17 protein-coding genes are annotated in these 18111 nt (G+C 41.3%); 14 read left to right on the plus strand and 3 right to left on the minus strand.

The genetic code is table 11. The features are described 5' to 3' along the window. Positions 1-353 precede the first annotated feature (353 nt). The 5 genes from NSQ49_RS16970 to dat all read left to right on the plus strand — a co-directional run bounded on the left by NSQ49_RS16970 (position 354) and on the right by dat (position 6089). A complete protein-coding gene (locus tag NSQ49_RS16970; RefSeq protein WP_251283900.1) occupies positions 354-1628 on the plus strand; it encodes a M48 family metallopeptidase in 1275 nt (424 codons plus the stop codon). A 106-nt stretch (positions 1629-1734) separates the two neighbouring features. Beyond that, entirely contained in the window at positions 1735-2448 is a 714-nt protein-coding gene (locus tag NSQ49_RS16975) for an ABC transporter ATP-binding protein (RefSeq protein WP_159871704.1), read from the plus strand. Next, on the plus strand, positions 2441-3619 hold the full coding sequence (locus NSQ49_RS16980) for an ABC transporter permease (protein ID WP_251283901.1): 1179 nt from the start codon (positions 2441-2443) through the stop codon (positions 3617-3619). Before NSQ49_RS16975 ends, NSQ49_RS16980 begins: the two co-directional genes overlap by 8 nt. Positions 3620-3716: 97 nt before the next feature. Then, positions 3717-5135 carry a dipeptidase PepV gene (gene pepV / locus NSQ49_RS16985; RefSeq protein WP_251283902.1) on the plus strand — a complete coding sequence of 473 codons (1419 nt, stop codon included), beginning with the start codon at positions 3717-3719 and terminating at the stop codon, positions 5133-5135. 84 nt (positions 5136-5219) lie between these two features. After that, positions 5220-6089, plus strand: a complete 870-nt coding sequence (dat, locus tag NSQ49_RS16990; protein WP_251283903.1) for a D-amino-acid transaminase — start codon at positions 5220-5222, stop codon at positions 6087-6089. A gap of 49 nt (positions 6090-6138) precedes the next feature. Here dat and cysK read toward each other — a convergent pair whose 3' ends face one another. Continuing rightward, positions 6139-7071: a cysteine synthase A gene (gene cysK, locus NSQ49_RS16995; RefSeq protein ID WP_159871692.1), complete on the minus strand. Its 933-nt coding sequence runs from the start codon at positions 7069-7071 to the stop codon at positions 6139-6141. A 264-nt stretch (positions 7072-7335) separates the two neighbouring features. Between cysK and thpR the strand changes: the two genes are divergently transcribed. The 5 genes from thpR to NSQ49_RS17020 all read left to right on the plus strand — a co-directional run bounded on the left by thpR (position 7336) and on the right by NSQ49_RS17020 (position 13430). Next, positions 7336-7914 carry an RNA 2',3'-cyclic phosphodiesterase gene (gene thpR / locus NSQ49_RS17000; RefSeq protein WP_159871689.1) on the plus strand — a complete coding sequence of 193 codons (579 nt, stop codon included), beginning with the start codon at positions 7336-7338 and terminating at the stop codon, positions 7912-7914. Between the two features lie 127 nt (positions 7915-8041). Next, the gene (locus NSQ49_RS17005) at positions 8042-9019 is read left to right on the plus strand and encodes a nuclease-related domain-containing protein (RefSeq protein ID WP_251283904.1); all 978 of its coding nucleotides are present in this window, start codon (positions 8042-8044) and stop codon (positions 9017-9019) included. Next, complete coding sequence (locus NSQ49_RS17010; RefSeq protein WP_251283905.1) at positions 9009-9977, plus strand: diacylglycerol/lipid kinase family protein; 969 nt, start codon at positions 9009-9011, stop codon at positions 9975-9977. Before NSQ49_RS17005 ends, NSQ49_RS17010 begins: the two co-directional genes overlap by 11 nt. A gap of 65 nt (positions 9978-10042) precedes the next feature. Further along, entirely contained in the window at positions 10043-12193 is a 2151-nt protein-coding gene (gene pulA / locus NSQ49_RS17015; RefSeq protein WP_159871680.1) for a type I pullulanase, read from the plus strand. Between the two features lie 463 nt (positions 12194-12656). Further along, on the plus strand, positions 12657-13430 hold the full coding sequence (locus tag NSQ49_RS17020) for a phosphotransferase family protein (RefSeq protein ID WP_251283906.1): 774 nt from the start codon (positions 12657-12659) through the stop codon (positions 13428-13430). 3 nt (positions 13431-13433) lie between these two features. Here NSQ49_RS17020 and NSQ49_RS17025 read toward each other — a convergent pair whose 3' ends face one another. After that, positions 13434-13712, minus strand: coding sequence for a YtzH-like family protein (locus tag NSQ49_RS17025; RefSeq protein WP_159871674.1), 279 nt, complete (start codon positions 13710-13712; stop codon positions 13434-13436). A gap of 226 nt (positions 13713-13938) precedes the next feature. Here NSQ49_RS17025 and trmB point away from each other — a divergent pair, with 226 nt between their 5' ends. Both trmB and NSQ49_RS17035 read left to right on the plus strand, forming a co-directional pair. Next, on the plus strand, positions 13939-14577 hold the full coding sequence (trmB, locus tag NSQ49_RS17030; RefSeq protein ID WP_159871671.1) for a tRNA (guanosine(46)-N7)-methyltransferase TrmB: 639 nt from the start codon (positions 13939-13941) through the stop codon (positions 14575-14577). A 141-nt stretch (positions 14578-14718) separates the two neighbouring features. Continuing rightward, positions 14719-15561 carry a YtnP family quorum-quenching lactonase gene (locus NSQ49_RS17035; protein ID WP_251283907.1) on the plus strand — a complete coding sequence of 281 codons (843 nt, stop codon included), beginning with the start codon at positions 14719-14721 and terminating at the stop codon, positions 15559-15561. A 181-nt stretch (positions 15562-15742) separates the two neighbouring features. Here the strand turns inward: NSQ49_RS17035 and NSQ49_RS17040 are convergent, their stop codons facing one another. Beyond that, the gene (locus NSQ49_RS17040) at positions 15743-16057 is read right to left on the minus strand and encodes a PepSY domain-containing protein (RefSeq protein ID WP_159870862.1); all 315 of its coding nucleotides are present in this window, start codon (positions 16055-16057) and stop codon (positions 15743-15745) included. Between the two features lie 220 nt (positions 16058-16277). On the opposite strand from NSQ49_RS17040, the gene NSQ49_RS17045 reads away from it, so the two are divergent. Together NSQ49_RS17045 and NSQ49_RS17050 are read left to right on the plus strand one after the other, a co-directional pair. Then, the gene (locus NSQ49_RS17045) at positions 16278-17351 is read left to right on the plus strand and encodes a M42 family metallopeptidase (RefSeq protein WP_251283908.1); all 1074 of its coding nucleotides are present in this window, start codon (positions 16278-16280) and stop codon (positions 17349-17351) included. A gap of 53 nt (positions 17352-17404) precedes the next feature. Beyond that, positions 17405-17917: a DUF84 family protein gene (locus NSQ49_RS17050; protein ID WP_251283952.1), complete on the plus strand. Its 513-nt coding sequence runs from the start codon at positions 17405-17407 to the stop codon at positions 17915-17917. The last annotated feature ends 194 nt before the right edge of the window (positions 17918-18111 follow it).

The raw sequence follows: 18111 nt of genomic DNA on the forward strand, positions 1-18111 counted from the left end.
CAGACAACTCCTTTATACTCTAGTTTTAGTCAAGATGTCATACCTCTGACTATATTGTAACGCTATTATCTGATAATTTCTACTTTAAGGCTAAAATTTTACAAAATATTTATAATGGTGCTTGTTTTTGTAGTCTTTACGTTCCCCTCCTTTTTAATGTATGTTTAATTCCCTAAATTACTGCAGTTAAACTTCGATGAGAAAAGGCATTATTACTATACCTTATGGCAGAAGGGGCTTGTAATATGTACAGAAAATTCAAAATATCCTCAAGGAATTTCCCTATATCCTATAATTTGTTTTTTGATTATAATCAATTGGTGTATTCAAAAGATTGAAGGGAAGAAAATTTTATGGAAGCTCACTCGCTGAGAGATCGTCTGGTATACCCGAAGGAAAATATTTATTTTGCATTAGTTGCTTTATTTAGTATTGTGTCTTATATTTTTCTCGCATTTTCTATTATTGGGATTGTTATTATTTTGACGCTGATCCTTGTATCACTCCTATTCCATGGTATTATGATGGGCGGCATCAGAAGAAACGGAGTAAGAATAGGTGAAAAACAGTTTCCGGAGATTTACAAAAAAGCAGTTTTGACTGCAGAGGAAATGGGTTTAAAGGATCTGCCGGATATATACGTAATTGAATCTGAAGGAGTCTTAAATGCCTTTGCCACCAGGTTCTTTAGAAGAAATATGGTTGTTTTATATTCTGGTATTTTTGAGTTGGCTGCTAGGGGAGCTGAAAAGGAAGTAATGTTTGTCCTGGCCCATGAGTTCGCTCATTTAAGAAGAAAACATGTTATCATAAGTCTCCTGCTGCTTCCTGCTATGTGGATTCCATTCCTGGGGAATGCGTACCTGAGGGCATGCGAGTATACATGTGATCGTTATGCTGCCTATTATATAAAATCTTTTGAAGCATCAAGGGATGCTTTAACTATGCTTGCCATTGGAAAAGACCTTTATCCTAAGGTCAATCAGCAGGCATATATGGAGCAGCTTCAAACTGAATCTGGATTTTTTGTCTGGCTGAATGAAAAATTATCCACTCATCCGCACTTGCCAAAAAGAATATATGCCCTATCGAAGTTTTTTGCCAATGAATCTACTGTTGAATTAAAAGAACCGAAGGGCAAAGTCTGGATGGGAGCGGCAGTGTCAGTCCTATCTTTGACGATCCTATCTGCAGGACTCTGGTTTGGGTTTAAAGCGCTTGAAAAGATGGATTTATGGACTGAAGCCGTTATGGGCATTGAAGGTGCTACGGCACTAATGAACGCAGCGAGTGAAAATGATATTGACATGATATACACATTATTAGCTGATGGTGCAAATATTGAAGAAACGGATGCAGACGGGACTACTGCATTACATTGGGCTGTTTCCTATGGCCAGTATGACAGCGCTGCTCTTCTGCTGGAGAATGGGGCAAACCCTAATGTGATGGATAACTATCAAACCTCTCCTTTAATGAGCGCAGTATTTAATGAGGATATTGAAATGACTATGCTGCTGCTGGAGTTTGGTGCTGATCCTGCTGTGAAAGATGCAGAGGGCTATACAGCCTATGACTACGCAAAAGACTATGAAAATATAGAATTAATGAACATCCTCCAGCCATAAGATAACTGCTCCTTTTAGGGGCAGTTTTATTAATATCTTTTAGAATATCGGAATAAGAGCAAACTTTTTCCGATAATATCCGTATGTATAGGCAGGAGGAGAGGTAATGAACTTATTAAACGTTGAAATTGCATCGGCAGGCTATGAAAATGAAAAACCGATCATACATAATATTCGATTTGATTTACAGGAAGGGGAACTAATCGGTCTTATCGGACCAAACGGTGCAGGAAAAAGCACAACAATTAAAACCATTCTTGGATTGCTGGAACATAAAAAGGGAGCAGTGGAGTTTAAACAGGGAGTTAAATATTCCTATATTCCGGAACGACCTGTTTTTTATGATGAACTGACATTGTGGGAACACCTGGATTTTACTGCAGCAGTGGAGGGGCTGCCGCAATCACTTTATAAGAAAAAAGCAGAGGAGCTGTTAAAGGAGTATCATCTGTCTGATCACGCCCACAAGTTTCCTGGGACCTATTCAAAAGGAATGCAGCAAAAGGCTATGCTGATTCTTGCGATGATTGCCAATCCGGATATCTATATCATTGATGAGCCATTTATTGGGCTAGACCCTAATGCAATGAAACTGTTCCTGGAATCTATTGACCGGGAAAGGCAGAGAGGCGCAGGGATTCTCATGTCCACTCATGTTCTGGATACGGCAGAGAAAGTATGCAGCCGCTTTTTAATTGTGCATGAAGGGCAGTTGAAGGCTGCAGGTACATTAGCTGAGATCAGGGAGCAATGCGGCCTTTTGGATGGTTCGCTGTATGATTGCTTTCACAGCATCGCAGAGGGGGCAAGCCATGAATAGTAGATCGCTCTTTGCAGGAAGGTTAATTCAAAGCTGGAAGTATCAGGCTGGAATATTCCGTTCTATTGCAGATTGGACTATCATGGTCTATCTCATCGTTCCGGGGACTGTCATATTTGGAATGATCTATCGCTCCTGGTGGCTGGAAACTCCGGAATGGATCGCAGGCCTGCCATTGCTCCTTCTTTACTATCTATTCTATATTTCTTCATGGATGGGGAATTTCCGTCCATTTGTATTAGAGGCTGATAAGGTATTTCTGGTAAAAAGTAAGCCCCTCTTTATGGGAATGAGGAAGTGGGGTTTTGTTTACTCACTATTTTTTCAAGCAATGGGCACAGCAATAATGATTGCTATTTTTCTTCCTTTTTTAAAAAATAGATACTTTTTGGAATGGAGCCAAATTGTTACCCTGCTGCTCTTTTTCATCTCTCTGAAAGGGTCTATTATGATAGCTTCTTATTTTTTGAAAAAGATTAATGGGAAGTTAAAAAGGTATGTGATCAGTTTTGTGCTGTTTGTACTGTTGAGCTGGTTCAGCCAGCTCGTATATTCGCTTTGGTCTATCGGTGCAGACTTTCCGGTAATCATCGCATCAGCAGTGCTGCTTTCCGGCACATTTCTAAAAGCTTCCCCGCTTCTGAAAAAAATCCCGGCCTTAGAATTTGAGGTTATGCTTGAACAAGAAGAAAAAACAAAGTATATAAAATGGATTTTTATGATGGCTCCTGAAATGGAAAAGCCAGTTGTGTCAATGCGGACAAAACCCCTATTATTCAGAAACTCCAGACGGATCTTTATTAAGAGAACACCTATAACGGGACTGGCGGAATTATTCTTAAAGATATTTCTGCGAAATCCCTCGTATATTCTCAGTTATTTTCAAATCATATCCGTAAGTGCTGCCGGCATTCTTCTTATACCGCCTTTATGGATAAAAATGATTGTATCAGGTGTCTTTCTTTTCCTGATGTATTCCTGGCTCTCCGTTACCTGGGATAAGGCCATTATGTCCCATCCCTTAACGAAAAAATACAGTGAAAAGGATTTTTACTTTACTGCGCGAAATAGAACAGTCTTAGCCCTTTTCCTCCTCGCCCTTTTACTTTTAGGAATGTTTTTAAGCGCCTCAATGCTCATCTTGGCAAGGTTCAGCTTTCTTGGTGCATAATATATGTATGTATTTTAAAACAGTCCCCTAAGCAAACGGCGGACAAAATGGGTTATAATGGGGAAATCATAAATGTTCAAGATAAGGAGGCAACTGCATGAACGTATTGGATTGGCAAAAAGAGGTTAATAAGAGAAAAGATGATTTAATTAAGGATACTCAAAAACTTTTGAGAATTAAAAGCCTGCTGGATGAAGAGAATGCAACAGAAGATGCTCCTCTTGGCGAAGGTGTAAAAGAAGCGCTCGATTTCATGCTTGCACTCGGTGAAAAGGATGGATTTAAAGCAAAAAATGTCGGCAGCCTGGCTGGTCATCTGGAATTTGGCGAAGGTGAGGAAATTGTTGGAGTACTCTGTCACGTTGATGTGGTTCCGGAAGGGGATGGATGGACCAGCGATCCATTTGGTGCAGAAATTCGCGATGGAAAGATCTATGCCAGAGGGGCGATTGACGACAAAGGCCCTACAATGGCTGCTTATTATGCCATGAAGATTGTAAAGGAATTAGAGCTGCCATTAAGCAAACGGGTCCGAATGATTATCGGGACAGATGAAGAAAGTGACTGGCGCTGTGTGGAGCATTATTTCAAACACGAAGAAATGCCTTCAATGGGTTTTGCTCCGGATGCAGATTTCCCAATTATCTATGCTGAAAAAGGCATCTCTGATTTTGATCTTGTCCAAACCGGCTATACCGAAGAATCAGATAGAGAAGTATTGGCTGAGGTTGTGCATTTTGAGGCAGGAAGAAGATACAACATGGTTCCTGATTTTGCAAAGGCCATTCTTGTGGTTCACCTTGAACATACTGAAGTGGTGCAAAGATATATAAATTTCTTAAAAAGTACAGAGCTAGAAGGTAAGTATTACATAGATAATGGCGAACTGATCCTGGAACTTCATGGTGTTTCGGCTCATGGAATGGAACCGGATAATGGAAAAAATGCCGGCATACTGATGGCGTCATTCCTGGCTTCTCTTCAGCTGGATGAGAAGGCATGCCAATATTTTCAGTTTGTATCACACTATTTATGCGATGATTCCAGAGGTAGAAAGCTTGGCATCGCCTGCACGGATGACATTACCGGTGACTTAACCATCAATGTAGGCAAACTTTCTTATACGACAGAAAATGGCGGCCGTTTAGGATTTAATGTACGTTATCCTGTCACAAATAACATGGATGATACGAAAGAAAAACTTCTGTCATTGATCGAAAAAGAACATTTCAAATTAGAGAATTTCTCTGATAGCAGGCCGCATCATGTGGAAGAAGATGATTTTCTTATACAGACCCTGAAAAAAGTGTATGAGCAGCAGACCGGCGAAAAGGCTGAGCTACTATCAATTGGCGGGGGCACATATGCGCGTTCCCTGAAGTCTGGAGTGGCATTTGGCCCGCTCTTCCCAGGCAGGGAAGACGTCGCCCATCAAAAAGATGAATATATGTTTATTGAGGATTTAATGAAAGCTGCAGCCATTTATGCACAGGCGATTTATGAACTTGCGAAATAACATTGAAACCTGATATGATGGCTGAAAGATTTTACATACAGCTATCAGATAGACTAATAATTCATAAACAGGGAGTGTCGGGAAATGGAATATGTCATTTTGAATGGTGACTTGATCGCACGCTCAGAAGCGAAAGTCGACATTGAGGATCGTGGATATCAGTTTGGGGACGGCGTCTATGAAGTAATCCGCATCTATAACGGAAAAATGTTTACAGCGGATGACCATCTTGAAAGGCTGCTTGAGAGCGGAAAGAAAATAGAGCTGAATATTCCTTATTCCAAGGACCAGCTTAAACAAATGCTTATTGAGATGATAGAGAAGAATAACCTCGAACTGGGAATTGTATATATGCAATTTTCCAGAGGGACATCTCCAAGAAACCATGCGTATCCTGGTGCAGATGTTGCACCGGTGCTTACCGCCTATACCCGTGAGACCAATAGGCCTGTTGAATCAATGAGAAAAGGCGTTAAAGCCATTCTGATTGAAGATATCCGCTGGCTGCGATGTGATATAAAGAGCCTGAATTTGCTGGGCAACATCATGGCGAAGCAAAAAGCCGCACAATCGGGCTGCTTTGAAGCGATTCAGCACCGCGGGAATACAGTGACAGAGGGAAGCTCTTCCAATATAGCCATTGTAAAGGATGGAACACTTTATACGCATCCCGCAACAAATCTGATCCTGAATGGCATTACCCGCCGCAAGATCAATGAGATCTGCGGGGTGAATGGAATCCCGCTTAAAGAAATGGCTTTTACAAAGGAAGAATTGCTGGCAGCCGATGAAGTCTTTATGTCCAGTACGTCAGCTGAAATCACTCCGATTATAGAGATTGAAGGAAAGATGATTGGAAATGGAAGTCCGGGTCACATCACAACTAAATTACAGGATCTTTTTGAAGAGGCAATTGAAAATCAATGCGGAAGCTTGGCAGTTAAAATAAAATAGTTTAAAACGAAGACCCCTGGATAGCAATCCAAGGGGTCTTTTACTTTACTTATTCAAACTGAAACAGATCGCTCGAAAGATATCTTTCTCCTGTGTCGCAAACGATGAATACGACAACATCATCCGGTTTGAGCCTTTTTGCAACCTGGATGGCGGCATAGCAGGCACCTCCTGAGGATGGGCCGACTAATATTCCTTCTTCACTTGCCATTCTGCGTGTAATATCATATGCATCTTCATCTTTGATTTGATGGATTTCATCATAAACATCTGTATTGAGAATTTCCGGCACAAATCCTGGACTTGTGCCGACCAGCTTGTGCCTGCCAGGCTTTCCGCCGGATAGGACAGGCGAGCCTTTTGGCTCCACTACATGCACTTCCAACTCTGGATAATTCTCTTTTAAAACTTCACCTGTACCGGTAATCGTTCCTCCCGTACCTGCCGTAGCCACAAAGGCAGACAGCGGTTTGCCGATTTCCTTCATAGCCTCAATAATTTCGATAGCAGTTGAATGGCGGTGGGCATCTGGGTTTGCGCTATTTTCAAATTGCATCGGCACAAAGCTGTTTGGAATTTCCTCAGCCAGTTCATTTGCTTTATTAATAGCACCGGGCATTTTATCATCTCCAGGAGTCAGGACAACTTCTGCTCCATATGCCTTCAATAGGTTGATCCGCTCAGCCGTCATAGTATCAGGCATTACCAGAATGGCCTTATAGCCGCGGGCTGCTGCATTCATTGCCAGTCCGATGCCGGTGTTCCCGCTTGTTGGTTCAATAATGGTTGCACCTGGTTTTAATTTTCCTGCTTTCTCCGCTTCGACAATCATATTATATGCAGCGCGGTCTTTAACACTGCGGCTTGGATTGTAGAATTCAAGCTTTGCATAAATACTTGCGCCGTTTTCAGGTGCCAATTTATTTAATTTCACAAGCGGAGTATCTCCAATTAAGTCCGCTAGGTTGTTGACAACTTTCATCTGACTCTCCCTTTCGAATATGAGTTTATATTTAACTAGGAAGTTTAATATAAAGAACTTTTGTTATTTTATGTCCATCTGTTTAATTTCATCCTGATAAAGGAAATCTATATCTATCCGTAATATATCCATCATACTAAAACAGACTATTCCAATCAAATCAAAAGGAATTATAGGAATCCGATAATTATAGGAGAGACAGAAATTATCTGCCAATTTTAACAGATGTTTGTTAAAATAAATGGAAATATGGAGGAGAATCAAGTGTCCAAACAAATGAATGCTCATTTTTTCTTTGCGTTGAAATTGCCGGATGAAACAAAGGAAAATCTGAAGGAATATATGGAAAATATAAGTCTCCAACTGCCTTTTAGCCGCTGGGTCCATCATGAGGATTATCATATTACTTTAGCATTCCTTGGATCTGCCCCCGAAGAAAAACTGCAGAAAGCAGCCGGGCTTATCGCGGATTCCATCAGAAACGAGAAAAGTTTTCCGCTGTATATCAGCAAACTTGGCGTATTTGGAAAACAAGACGCGCCAAGAATTTTCTGGTGTGGAACACAGCAGGACAAACACCTTCAAGAATTAAGGTCGAAGGTATATTCTGCATGTCAGAAAGCGGGCTTTGAGCTGGAGACAAGACCGTTTAAGCCTCATATCACCATGGCAAGAAAATGGGCAGGCACAGGTCCATTTCAGCAAAGTCTTCTCGATGCTGCCAATCCTTTTAAAAGCGGGCACCTCGAGTTTGAGGCTTCAGAAGTTGTCCTTTACCAGACCCATCTGGATAAATCGCCGAAATATGAAAGCATTGCCATCTTTCCGCTTCTGCCGGAATAAAATAAAGCATGCAGTGAATGAAAATTGGCTAGGGGAATCTTTTTAAGAGATTCATAAAACGTTATTACGGGCAAAGTTATAAGGCCATAAGAGATAGAAAGTTATTTATGAAAGCAGGGCTAGGAGAATGGGACAGTTAATAAAATTGCAGGATTATGTATCACGTTACCAGCAGGATATTTATGTATATCCTTCCCGTTTTGTCAGGCTGAAAAAACAGCAGTGGGATAAATGGCATAAAGCATGGGAAGCAAATGAATCCTACCAGCCTCAATTCGCACAGCATTATCCATCCGGCACAGCGGACTGGGCGGATGAAGAAAAAGAGCCGCTGATGGAAAAGCTAAAGGGATTATTAAAACGGGGCAGGAATGAAGATGATGAGGAATATGATGCTTCTGGAATTGAAGGAAAGAAGGCAGAAGATGCACTTGAATTTGAAGCCTCCTTTGCTGTACGTCCCGAAACAATTGAGAATCTGAAACACCAGTTCCTGGACCAGCTTTATCGGTTCCAGCTGAAATGGGCATCCTCCACACTAACAGAAAAATCATTTCCCGATAAGCAATACTATTATGATGAAAACCTAAAGTATTTTTTGCAAAGATATCCGGATACGTATCTTGTCATGTATAATCCGATCTTTTTATTGAAAAAGGCTCCGGTTGAAACAGAAACCATTGTCATAAGCCCGACAGAGGTATGGTGCATCAGTTTTTTAGAGCAGGAAGATTCGGCAGTATTCACAGGTTCAAAGGATAGGTTCTGGATAAAAAGGGGAAAAGGGGAAGAAAAAAAAGTCCTGAATCCGCTGCTTGCATTAAATAGAACAGAAAAAATCATCCGTAAAATATTTGAAATTCAATCTATTGAATTGCCTGTTAAAAAAGCTGTACTCACCCGGAATGGCTATATTGATTATCCGGCTGCACCGATAGATGTGCAGCTGATAGAAAAAAGGACCTATAATCAATGGTTTCAGGCAATAAGAAGTCAGCGTTCCCCCCTCAAACATGCTCAAATAAAAGGAGCACAGGCACTGCTGCAATATTGCCAGACTTCATCAGTTAAAAGACTTGAGTGGGAGAATCGGGATGAGTCATGAAAAGTTCCCCGGGGATAAAGCGCTTATCTTCATTATTAACCCGCAGGCTAAAAATGGTTATTGCCTGAAAGTCTGGGGAAAAGTTGAGCAGATGCTGAAAGAGGAAAATATCTATTACTCTGCATACAGAACAGAATCTCGCGGCCATGCCAGGGAATTGGCAAAGATTTATGCCGAACAGGCAGGCAGGCAAAAAATGTATCTTGTTGCGGTGGGCGGAGATGGAACGGTTCATGAGGTGATAAATGGAGCTTTAGGGCATCAAAATGTGAGTGTAGGGTTTATTCCAGGAGGGTCCGGGAATGATTTCTCGAGGGGGTTTAATATACCGAAAGACCCAAAGGAATCTTTAGCCGCAATACTTAAGGGAATAAGCCATTCCGTGAAGGCTGATATCGGAATGATTAGACACATAGATGGGAAAAAAACATATTTTATTAATAATATGGGTGCAGGGTTTGATGCGCTGATTTCCCGGAAAGTAAACAGTTCAAAGATAAAGGGTATCTTGAATCAGTTTTCTCTGGGCAAATTTGTATATGCTCTCTTTCTTGTTAAAGAGCTATTTTTCTATAAATGCGCTGATCTTGAAATCTTCATAGACGGAAAAAAACATGAAATTAGGGCAGCCTGGTTTGTCACTATTTCTAATCAGCCCTTCTATGGAGGCGGTATGAAGATTTCTCCGGATGCAAACCCTTATGATGGAATTCTAAATGTTACGGTAGTTCACAATATATCCAGAATCAAACTTTTGTTTGTATTTGCCTCTGTCTTCAAGGGGAGGCATTTAGGGTTTAAAGAAGTTGCAGTTATGCAGGGGAAAGATATCTGCATTCACTCTTCTCACTCCATCCCTGCCCACGCAGATGGCGAGGCTCTGGGCAGCACACCGATTTCAGCATCTGTTTGCCCGGAAGCCATTCCAGTAATTAGAGGATGTGTTAAAGAAATGTGATGATTTTTTTAGGAGAGAGCTGCTCTTAAATTACCGTTCGATTATGTAAAGGAGCTGAGTTCGGAATGATAACAATTGAACGGACTTTTAATGCATACCTTGACGAAATGCACATCATAACGATCATACTTCCTTTCAGCTATCATCAGGGACGTTCTTCCGGTTTCTCTCTCCTTTTAGAAAATGAGGAAGAGTTTCCTGTAGAAATATTGAAAAGCACCCCTATTGAGGGCGCTGTTAAATATATATGCAGAATAAGCCATGATGTGGAATTCGGAAAACAATATTGGATAGTGGATGAATATGGCGGAAAAACAGATCTGCAAATCGGAGCGGTAATCCGGAGAAGTGAGTTTGATGAGAAGTTCTATTTTGACGGACCGCTTGGTATATCATACACCAAAGAAAAGACACACTTTAGGCTCTGGGCTCCTACAGCCGTAAAGGTTAAGCTGAAGTTAAAAAGAGCATTGGAGGAGGAAGCAGAGCTTTTTCCGATGGCAAGAGGTGAGCGGGGAGTCTGGAGCTGTGAAGTAACCGGTGACCTCGATCGTTTTCTTTACTCTTTCCTGGCTTGTATTAACCTGGAGTGGAAAGAAGCAGTAGATCCATATGCAGTCTCTTCGGCTATGAATGGAGAATATGGAGCTGTCGTCAATCTGGAAAATACAAAAATTAAGAAGCCGGAGCTTCCGCCGCTTCATCAGCCGACAGATGCTATCATATATGAAACCCATATTAGGGATTTTACCATTCATCCCGGGAGCGGGGTAAAGCAAAAAGGCCTTTATCTGGGAGCAGGCGAGACAAACACTGTTGGCAGTGACGGGGAGCTGACATGCCTGTCATATGTTAAGCGGCTTGGTGTAACACATATTGAGTTTCTGCCTGTCCATGACTTTGAAGGTGTGAACGAGAAAAGTCCAAAAGAAGAATATAACTGGGGTTATAATCCTCTCCATTTTAATGTCCCGGAAGGAAGTTATTCTGCTGATCCCCATGATCCCTATTCACGGATCAGAGAATTGAAAGCAATGATCCAGGCTGTTCATTCCCAGGGACTCAGAATCATAATGGACGTAGTGTACAATCATGTATATATCCGTGAACAATCTTCTTTTGAAAAAATTGTCCCGGGTTATTTCTTCCGGCATGATCAATATGGAATGCCCTCAAATGGCACAGGAGTTGGTAATGACTTTGCTTCTGAGCGCCTGATGGCCAGGAAATTTATTGTTGATTCCATCTCATATTGGATGAAGGAATATCAAATTGATGGATTCAGGTTTGATTTGATGGGTATACTTGATGTCGAAACAATGAATGAAGTTCGCAGAATTGCGGAATCCATCGACCCTTCTGTCATTATCATTGGAGAAGGATGGGATTTAAATACCCCTATACCGGAAGACCAGAAAGCAAGCATCCGCAATCAGGAAAAGCTGCCGGGAATCGGCCAATTCAATGACTGGTTCAGAGATTCCATCAAAGGCAGCACGTTTAATATATATGATAAAGGATACGCGCTAGGGAATGACCATTACTATGATGCAGCAAAGCAGGTATTGGCCGGCAGCATTGGTCTCGAAAAGAAAGAGAAAGGCATCTTCCTTTCCCCATCGCAATCAGTAAATTATGTGGAATCCCACGATAATCATACTTTATGGGATAAAATCCTGGTTTGTTCGGAAAATGCAGATCCGGTTACACAGCAAAAAAAGCACCGCCTGGCAACCGTAATGGTACTCCTTTCACAAGGAATTCCATTTTTGCATAGCGGGCAGGAATTTTTTCGGACCAAAGATGGGAACGGAAACAGCTACCGGGCTCCAGACTCAATCAATCAGCTGGACTGGGAGAGGAAATCACGTTATTTCAGCAATGTGGAGTATATTAAAGGGATGATCAGCATTAGAAGGTCAATTCCTCTTTTCAGGCTTGACGATGCAGATTTAATCCGGAAATCCATGAGGTACATCGATATTAAAAAGCCGCTGATTGGTTATGTCTTAACCAGCAGTGAGCAAAATGCCGGGTGCAGCCATGCAGCTGTTATTATTAATCCTTCAGGCACGGAAGAGGAAATCTTGCTTCCGGAAGGGGATTGGGACCTTATTGCGGATGAACATACCGCCGGCATATCCACCATACGCAAGATAAGCAACCGTTTGGCAGTGCCGCCAATAAGTTCATATGTACTGGTTTGCAGAAAATAGAAGAAGCCTGACAAGCATACAGGCATTCTTTTTTTCTGCAAACATTCCCCTTAAATAGAAAATAATGATGTAAAGACCGGTAAAATCATCATTTTTCCCGGTGATATTCCGTAAAACTAAATAGATAGACTTGACGAAAAAAGCCAGTAAGAATAAAATTTATAAAGATGGCTATTGTGAGGAACTTACATCAATAGCTCTTTTTTTATTTTAAGTTCCCAATTTATGGCTGATTTAATATTTGTCTGATTACCTTGTGCGGTATATGCACTTTACTTGATTAACCTGATAAACAGCTAATATTTGCGAACACGCATTATAGTCAATTAATAAAATTTATCGTTACAAAGCAACGGCCTTTTTACCGGCCATGGCAAAATAAGTCTTGCTACAGAAAACAGGGCTTATTTTTCAACTCTAGCTATTTTACAACCAATGGCTTATAAATTGCAGGTGAACAATTTTGGAACATTTATTTGGACATGACTGGGAGATTGTTCCCGCCGGAGGGGCGACAGGGGAAGCTTTTTATGCAAAGAACGATGAGCAGAGGCTTTTTCTGAAAAGAAACTCTTCTCCTTTCCTGGCGGTTCTATCTGCGGAAGGAATCGTCCCGAAACTTATCTGGACAAAAAGAATGGAAAATGGGGACGTTATTACTGCTCAGCAATGGCTTAATGGACGGGAGCTGAAAGCTTCTGACATGAACCGGGAAAGTGTGGCAAAGCTTTTGAGGAAAATCCATTCTTCAAAGCCGTTGCTTGGTATGCTGACAAGAATGGGGAAGTCGCCGCTGCAGCCCGAAACTCTTCTGCATTTAATTGAGGAAGAACTGGATTGTGACTTGAAGGAACAAGCTGCTGTTATTCAGTCTGTCAATTTCCTGAAAAAAGAAGTTTCGCATATCCGCTGTGAAGAAAATACGGTTTGTCACTGCGATGTGAATCATAACAACTGGCTGCTTGCGGAAAACAACCAGCTGTACCTAATTGATTGGGATGGAGCCGTGATAGCAGATCCCGCCATCGATTTGGGGATGCTGCTGTACTGTTATATTCCAAAAGAAGAATGGCCTAATTGGCTTGAACGTTATGGCATTCAATTGACAGATGAGTTGCTTCTCCGCATGAAATGGTATGTGATTGCACAGACTTTGACATCAATCCAATGGCATAAAAATAAATTCAGGTTCCAGGAAATGGACAAGTGGCTTTCCTACCTGGATGAGCTTCTTTAGGATTTATGAAAATTGATCAATTTCCTGTACCCATTGTGATAAATCATTCTGATGGGATTCAATGTGAGTATCCAAGTGGGAAGAATTGATCCCGTGCTGACTGTATTCATAAATTTCTTCTAATACTGTCTTTACGTTCTGATTAATGTTTCCGTTTATCATTAATGATTTTACCAGGCGTTCCAATTGTTCACATTCTGAAATCGAGCCACAGCAATCTGTCTGATGATTGCTTAAAATATCTTTTAATAAATTTAATTGATCCTGGTGTCCAAGCGGCATGAAAAACACCCTTTCTATTGAATCTGAAAATAAAAGCAAATGGAATTCACTTTTAGGTTGTGGATTCCTTTTTTATTTATTCATGGGCGCCATGTAATTTAAGTGTTTGAATGTCATTGGGTTAAACTACAAACAAAGGATGAAGCTGTGTCCCTAAAAATAAAGTTGCATCACCGGGATGAGCATGATATTGTTTGAACGATATTAATTTTTTAGGAGTGTCAATATGCGACAGCGAAATAAACCTTGGGCGAAGGATAAATTAGCCGAATATCCTCAATATGTAATTTCCGAACCTGAAAAATATAAAGGAAAGTGGAAAGAAGCATTTGAAAAAGATCAGCCACTTCATATAGAAATTGGGACAGGCAAAGGCCGTTTTATAACTGGTATGGCAAAAGCAAATCCGGATATCAATTATATTGGAATCGAACTGGCTGAAAGCGTGATTGTTTCCGCCCTGGATCGAATCATTGAGGAGGAGCTTCCAAATGTAAAGCTCCTGAATGTGAACGCAAATGATCTTCGGGATTACTTTGAAAAAGGCGAAGTCAATCGTGTCTACCTCAATTTTTCAGATCCATGGCCAAAGAAGCGTCATGCAAAACGCAGGCTGACATCTAGAAGCTTCCTGGAGATCTATGAAGATGTTCTTGTGGATAAAGGAGAAATTCATTTTAAAACTGATAACCAGGGGTTGTTTGAATCTTCTCTTATGAGTTTTTCCGATTATGGCATGCTGCTGACATATGTGAGCCTTGACCTTCACAATAGTGATTATGAAGGTAACATCATGACTGAATATGAAGAAAAGTTCTCATTAAAGGGAAGCCGTATTTTCCGTTGTGAAGTGCAATACAGATAATCTTAGTCTATCCATATGGATAGGCTTTTTTTGTTCAGCAATAAATAGTTTAAATATTTCTATAAGTAAGCGCTTAAATGGTATGATGTGATAAAGGGAAAGCGAGCGCTTGCTCGGTAAAATCAAGAGGAGGAGACAATAATGGAGACATTGAAGTTAAAGAATATCAAGCTGTCCTGGCTTCGCGGTGGTGTTACATATCTTGACGGGGGAGCCATGTTTGGAGTGGTTCCGAAGCCTTTGTGGTCAAAAAGGTATCCCTGCAATGAAAATAACCAGATCGAACTCAGAACAGATCCCATCCTTATTCAATTTGGCGGTAAAAACATTTTAGTCGAATCAGGTCTTGGAAACGGGAAACTGAATGAAAAGCAGAAGAGGAACTTTGGTGCGCTTGAAGAATCTTTTGTCGAGCAGGATTTAGCCAAGCTTGGGCTGTCTCCTGAGGATATCGATTATATTCTCATGACGCATCTGCATTTTGATCATGCATGCGGACTGACGAAACCGGCAGAAGGGAAGTTCTCTTCTGTATTTCCTAACGCGAAAATCATTGCATCACAAGTTGAATGGGAAGAAATGAGAAATCCCAATATCCGATCAAGAAATACATATTGGAAAGAAAATTGGGAGGCTATTCAGGATCAGGTGGAGGTTTTTGAAGGAGAGTGGACACTCGGCCCTGTTAAGTTGGTGCATACAGGCGGCCATAGTGATGGACACTCTATCCTCGTAATAGAAGATGAAGGTGAGACCATCATTCATATGGCTGATATTATGCCAACACATGCCCACTCAAATGTTTTATGGGTCCTCGCCTATGATGACTATCCGATGGATTCCATCAGCGCTAAGGAAAAGTGGATGGACTATGGAAAGAAAAAAAATGCATGGTTCACATTTTACCACGATGCTTTTTACAGGGCTGTCAAGTGGGGTGAGGCAGGAAATATTGCCGAGAAAGTGGAAAGGCTAAAAAGCTGAAAAATCCCCATCCGGGGATTTTTTTATGCACTTTAAATGTCGTTACTTATCCAGAGCAAGCAGCCTGCCCCCTTAAGTCCTGAACTTGAGGCTCCTGTGTCAGGGAAGGCTGCGGCAGCAAAAATATCGCACTTAAAAGCCGAAGCTTTTAAGTGCGGGTGTTTTGGTTCCAGCACTTTTCTTAATGCAGTGGAAAGACGTCTAAAATGGTTCCTGTCTCTGCATCTGCAATGAACTCATATTGCTCTGTTTCCTCACCCGAAAATCTTGAAATGCCGCCCTTATAAACTTGATATTTTAAATGGCCCTTTTCATAAGGTTCAGCTTTCATTTGAATCCATGATCCGCTTATAGGACCTTCCTGTTTAAAGGCATTCTTTGCATTAGCTAAAGCTTTTTCCGGGGAAACAGCAGTTTTTTGTGAAAGCAATTCCCTTGCTGCGTATCCGCTGGCCAAACCAACCCCTACACCTAAAATAAAAGACTTCCAATTCATAATTGCACCTCCCCAGGCTGATGATATAGGCAGTTCGATATTATTTTTTCAGTTTTCCAAATCTATCTTACCAAAAATAGGCTGGAACTAAAATAAATAATGCATTTCGACAATCGAAATTTCCTGTCTGAAATGGTGGAAAGACGTATGAAAGTTCTGTAAAATGAGATTATACATATTTGCATATACAATCCATTGATTGAAAAAAGGAGAAGAATATATGAACGAAAAAACTTTGCAGCTTTTTAAAACATTGACAGAGTTGCCGGGGGCACCTGGAAACGAGCATTTTGTCCGGAAGTTCATGCGCGAACAAATCAGCCAGTATACAGATGAAGTTGTTCAGGATAAGCTGGGAGGCATCTTTGGAGTTAAAAGAGGCGATGAAAGCGGACCTACTGTAATGGTAGCAGGACATATGGATGAAGTAGGTTTCATGGTCACCAGCATAACAGATAATGGCATGATTCGTTTTCAGACACTGGGTGGATGGTGGAGTCAGGTATTATTGGCACAGAGAGTGCAAATTATTACTGACCATGGTCCTGTGACAGGAGTAATCGGTTCCATTCCTCCGCATCTTTTAGATGAAGCCAAGCGCAGAAAGCCGATGGAAATAAAGAATATGCTGATTGACATTGGAGCTGATGACCGTGAAGATGCTAAAAGAATCGGCATTAAGCCCGGACAGCAAATACTGCCGATTTGTCCATTTACACCTATGGCGAATGAAAAGAAAATTCTGGCGAAAGCATGGGATAACCGTTACGGATGCGGATTGGCTGTAGAACTTTTAGAGGAAGTCCGGAATGAAACACTTCCTAATATTCTCTATTCCGGAGCAACTGTTCAGGAAGAAGTTGGCTTAAGAGGTGCCCAGACAGCAGCGAATATGATCAATCCTGATATTTTCTTTGCATTGGATGCAAGCCCTGCCAACGATATGACAGGGGATAAAAACGAGTTCGGACACTTAGGCAAAGGAGCTCTGCTTCGGATACTGGACCGTTCAATGGTAACGCACCGGGGCATGAGGGAATTTGTTCTGGATACAGCTGAATCGCACAACATCCCATATCAATATTTCGTCTCACAGGGCGGAACCGATGCCGGAAAAGTCCATGTATCCAATGAAGGGGTACCAAGTGCAGTAATCGGCATTTGCTCCCGCTATATTCATACACATGCATCAATCGTGCATGTCGACGATTATGCTGCGGCAAAAGAATTGCTTGTTAAACTTGTAAAGTCCTGTGACCGTTCAACAGTAGAGACGATTCGTCAAAACAGTTAATCATAAGAGACAGCAGGCGCTGTCTCTTTTTCTGTCAAATGAAAGGAGAACTCATGAAAATCATTATTGGCTCAAAAAACCCTGCAAAAATTTTGGCAGTACAAGCTGCCTTTAGTGGTTATGAAGCTGACATTATGTCCGAAGATGTGCCATCAGGAGTGAACGATCAGCCGTTTTCGGATGAAGAAACGATTCAAGGGGCCATCAACAGAGCATATGGGTCACTTGACATCTCAGGTGGACAAATCGGCATTGGATTAGAGGGCGGTGTGCAGCAAACTCCATATGGGCTTTTTCTCTGTAATTGGGGAGTTCTCGCGGAAAATGGGAGACCTCCGATTATTGCAGGAGGTGCCAGGATTCCGATTCCTGAAGCTGTTGCAGAACGGCTTTTAGCTGGCGAAGAACTGGGACCGGTAATGGATGATTATACTAAAAAGGAAAATATCCGCAAAAATGAAGGGGCTGTGGGGATTTTTACAAATGGGCAGATCGATCGTGCTGACATGTTTTCACATGTAATGAAGCTTCTTATCGGACAATATGAATATAGAAAAAGAAGTTAGCTTAGTTCCTAAGCTATTCAGTTATTGTGGTGAATTGTGAAAATTATGATTGGAATCAATTTGTCGTAATCACCTGAAGAGGCGGGCACACCTTGCCCCTTGTGATGATTTTCTCTATGTTAAATATCACAATGCATGGGCACAGAACCGGGCACATCAATGATAAGTAAAGTTTGACCAAAAAAGCCTCCATT

The organism is Cytobacillus sp. FSL R5-0377, assembly GCF_038004385.1.
In the GTDB taxonomy this organism is placed as follows: Bacteria; Bacillota; Bacilli; order Bacillales; family Cytobacillaceae; genus Cytobacillus.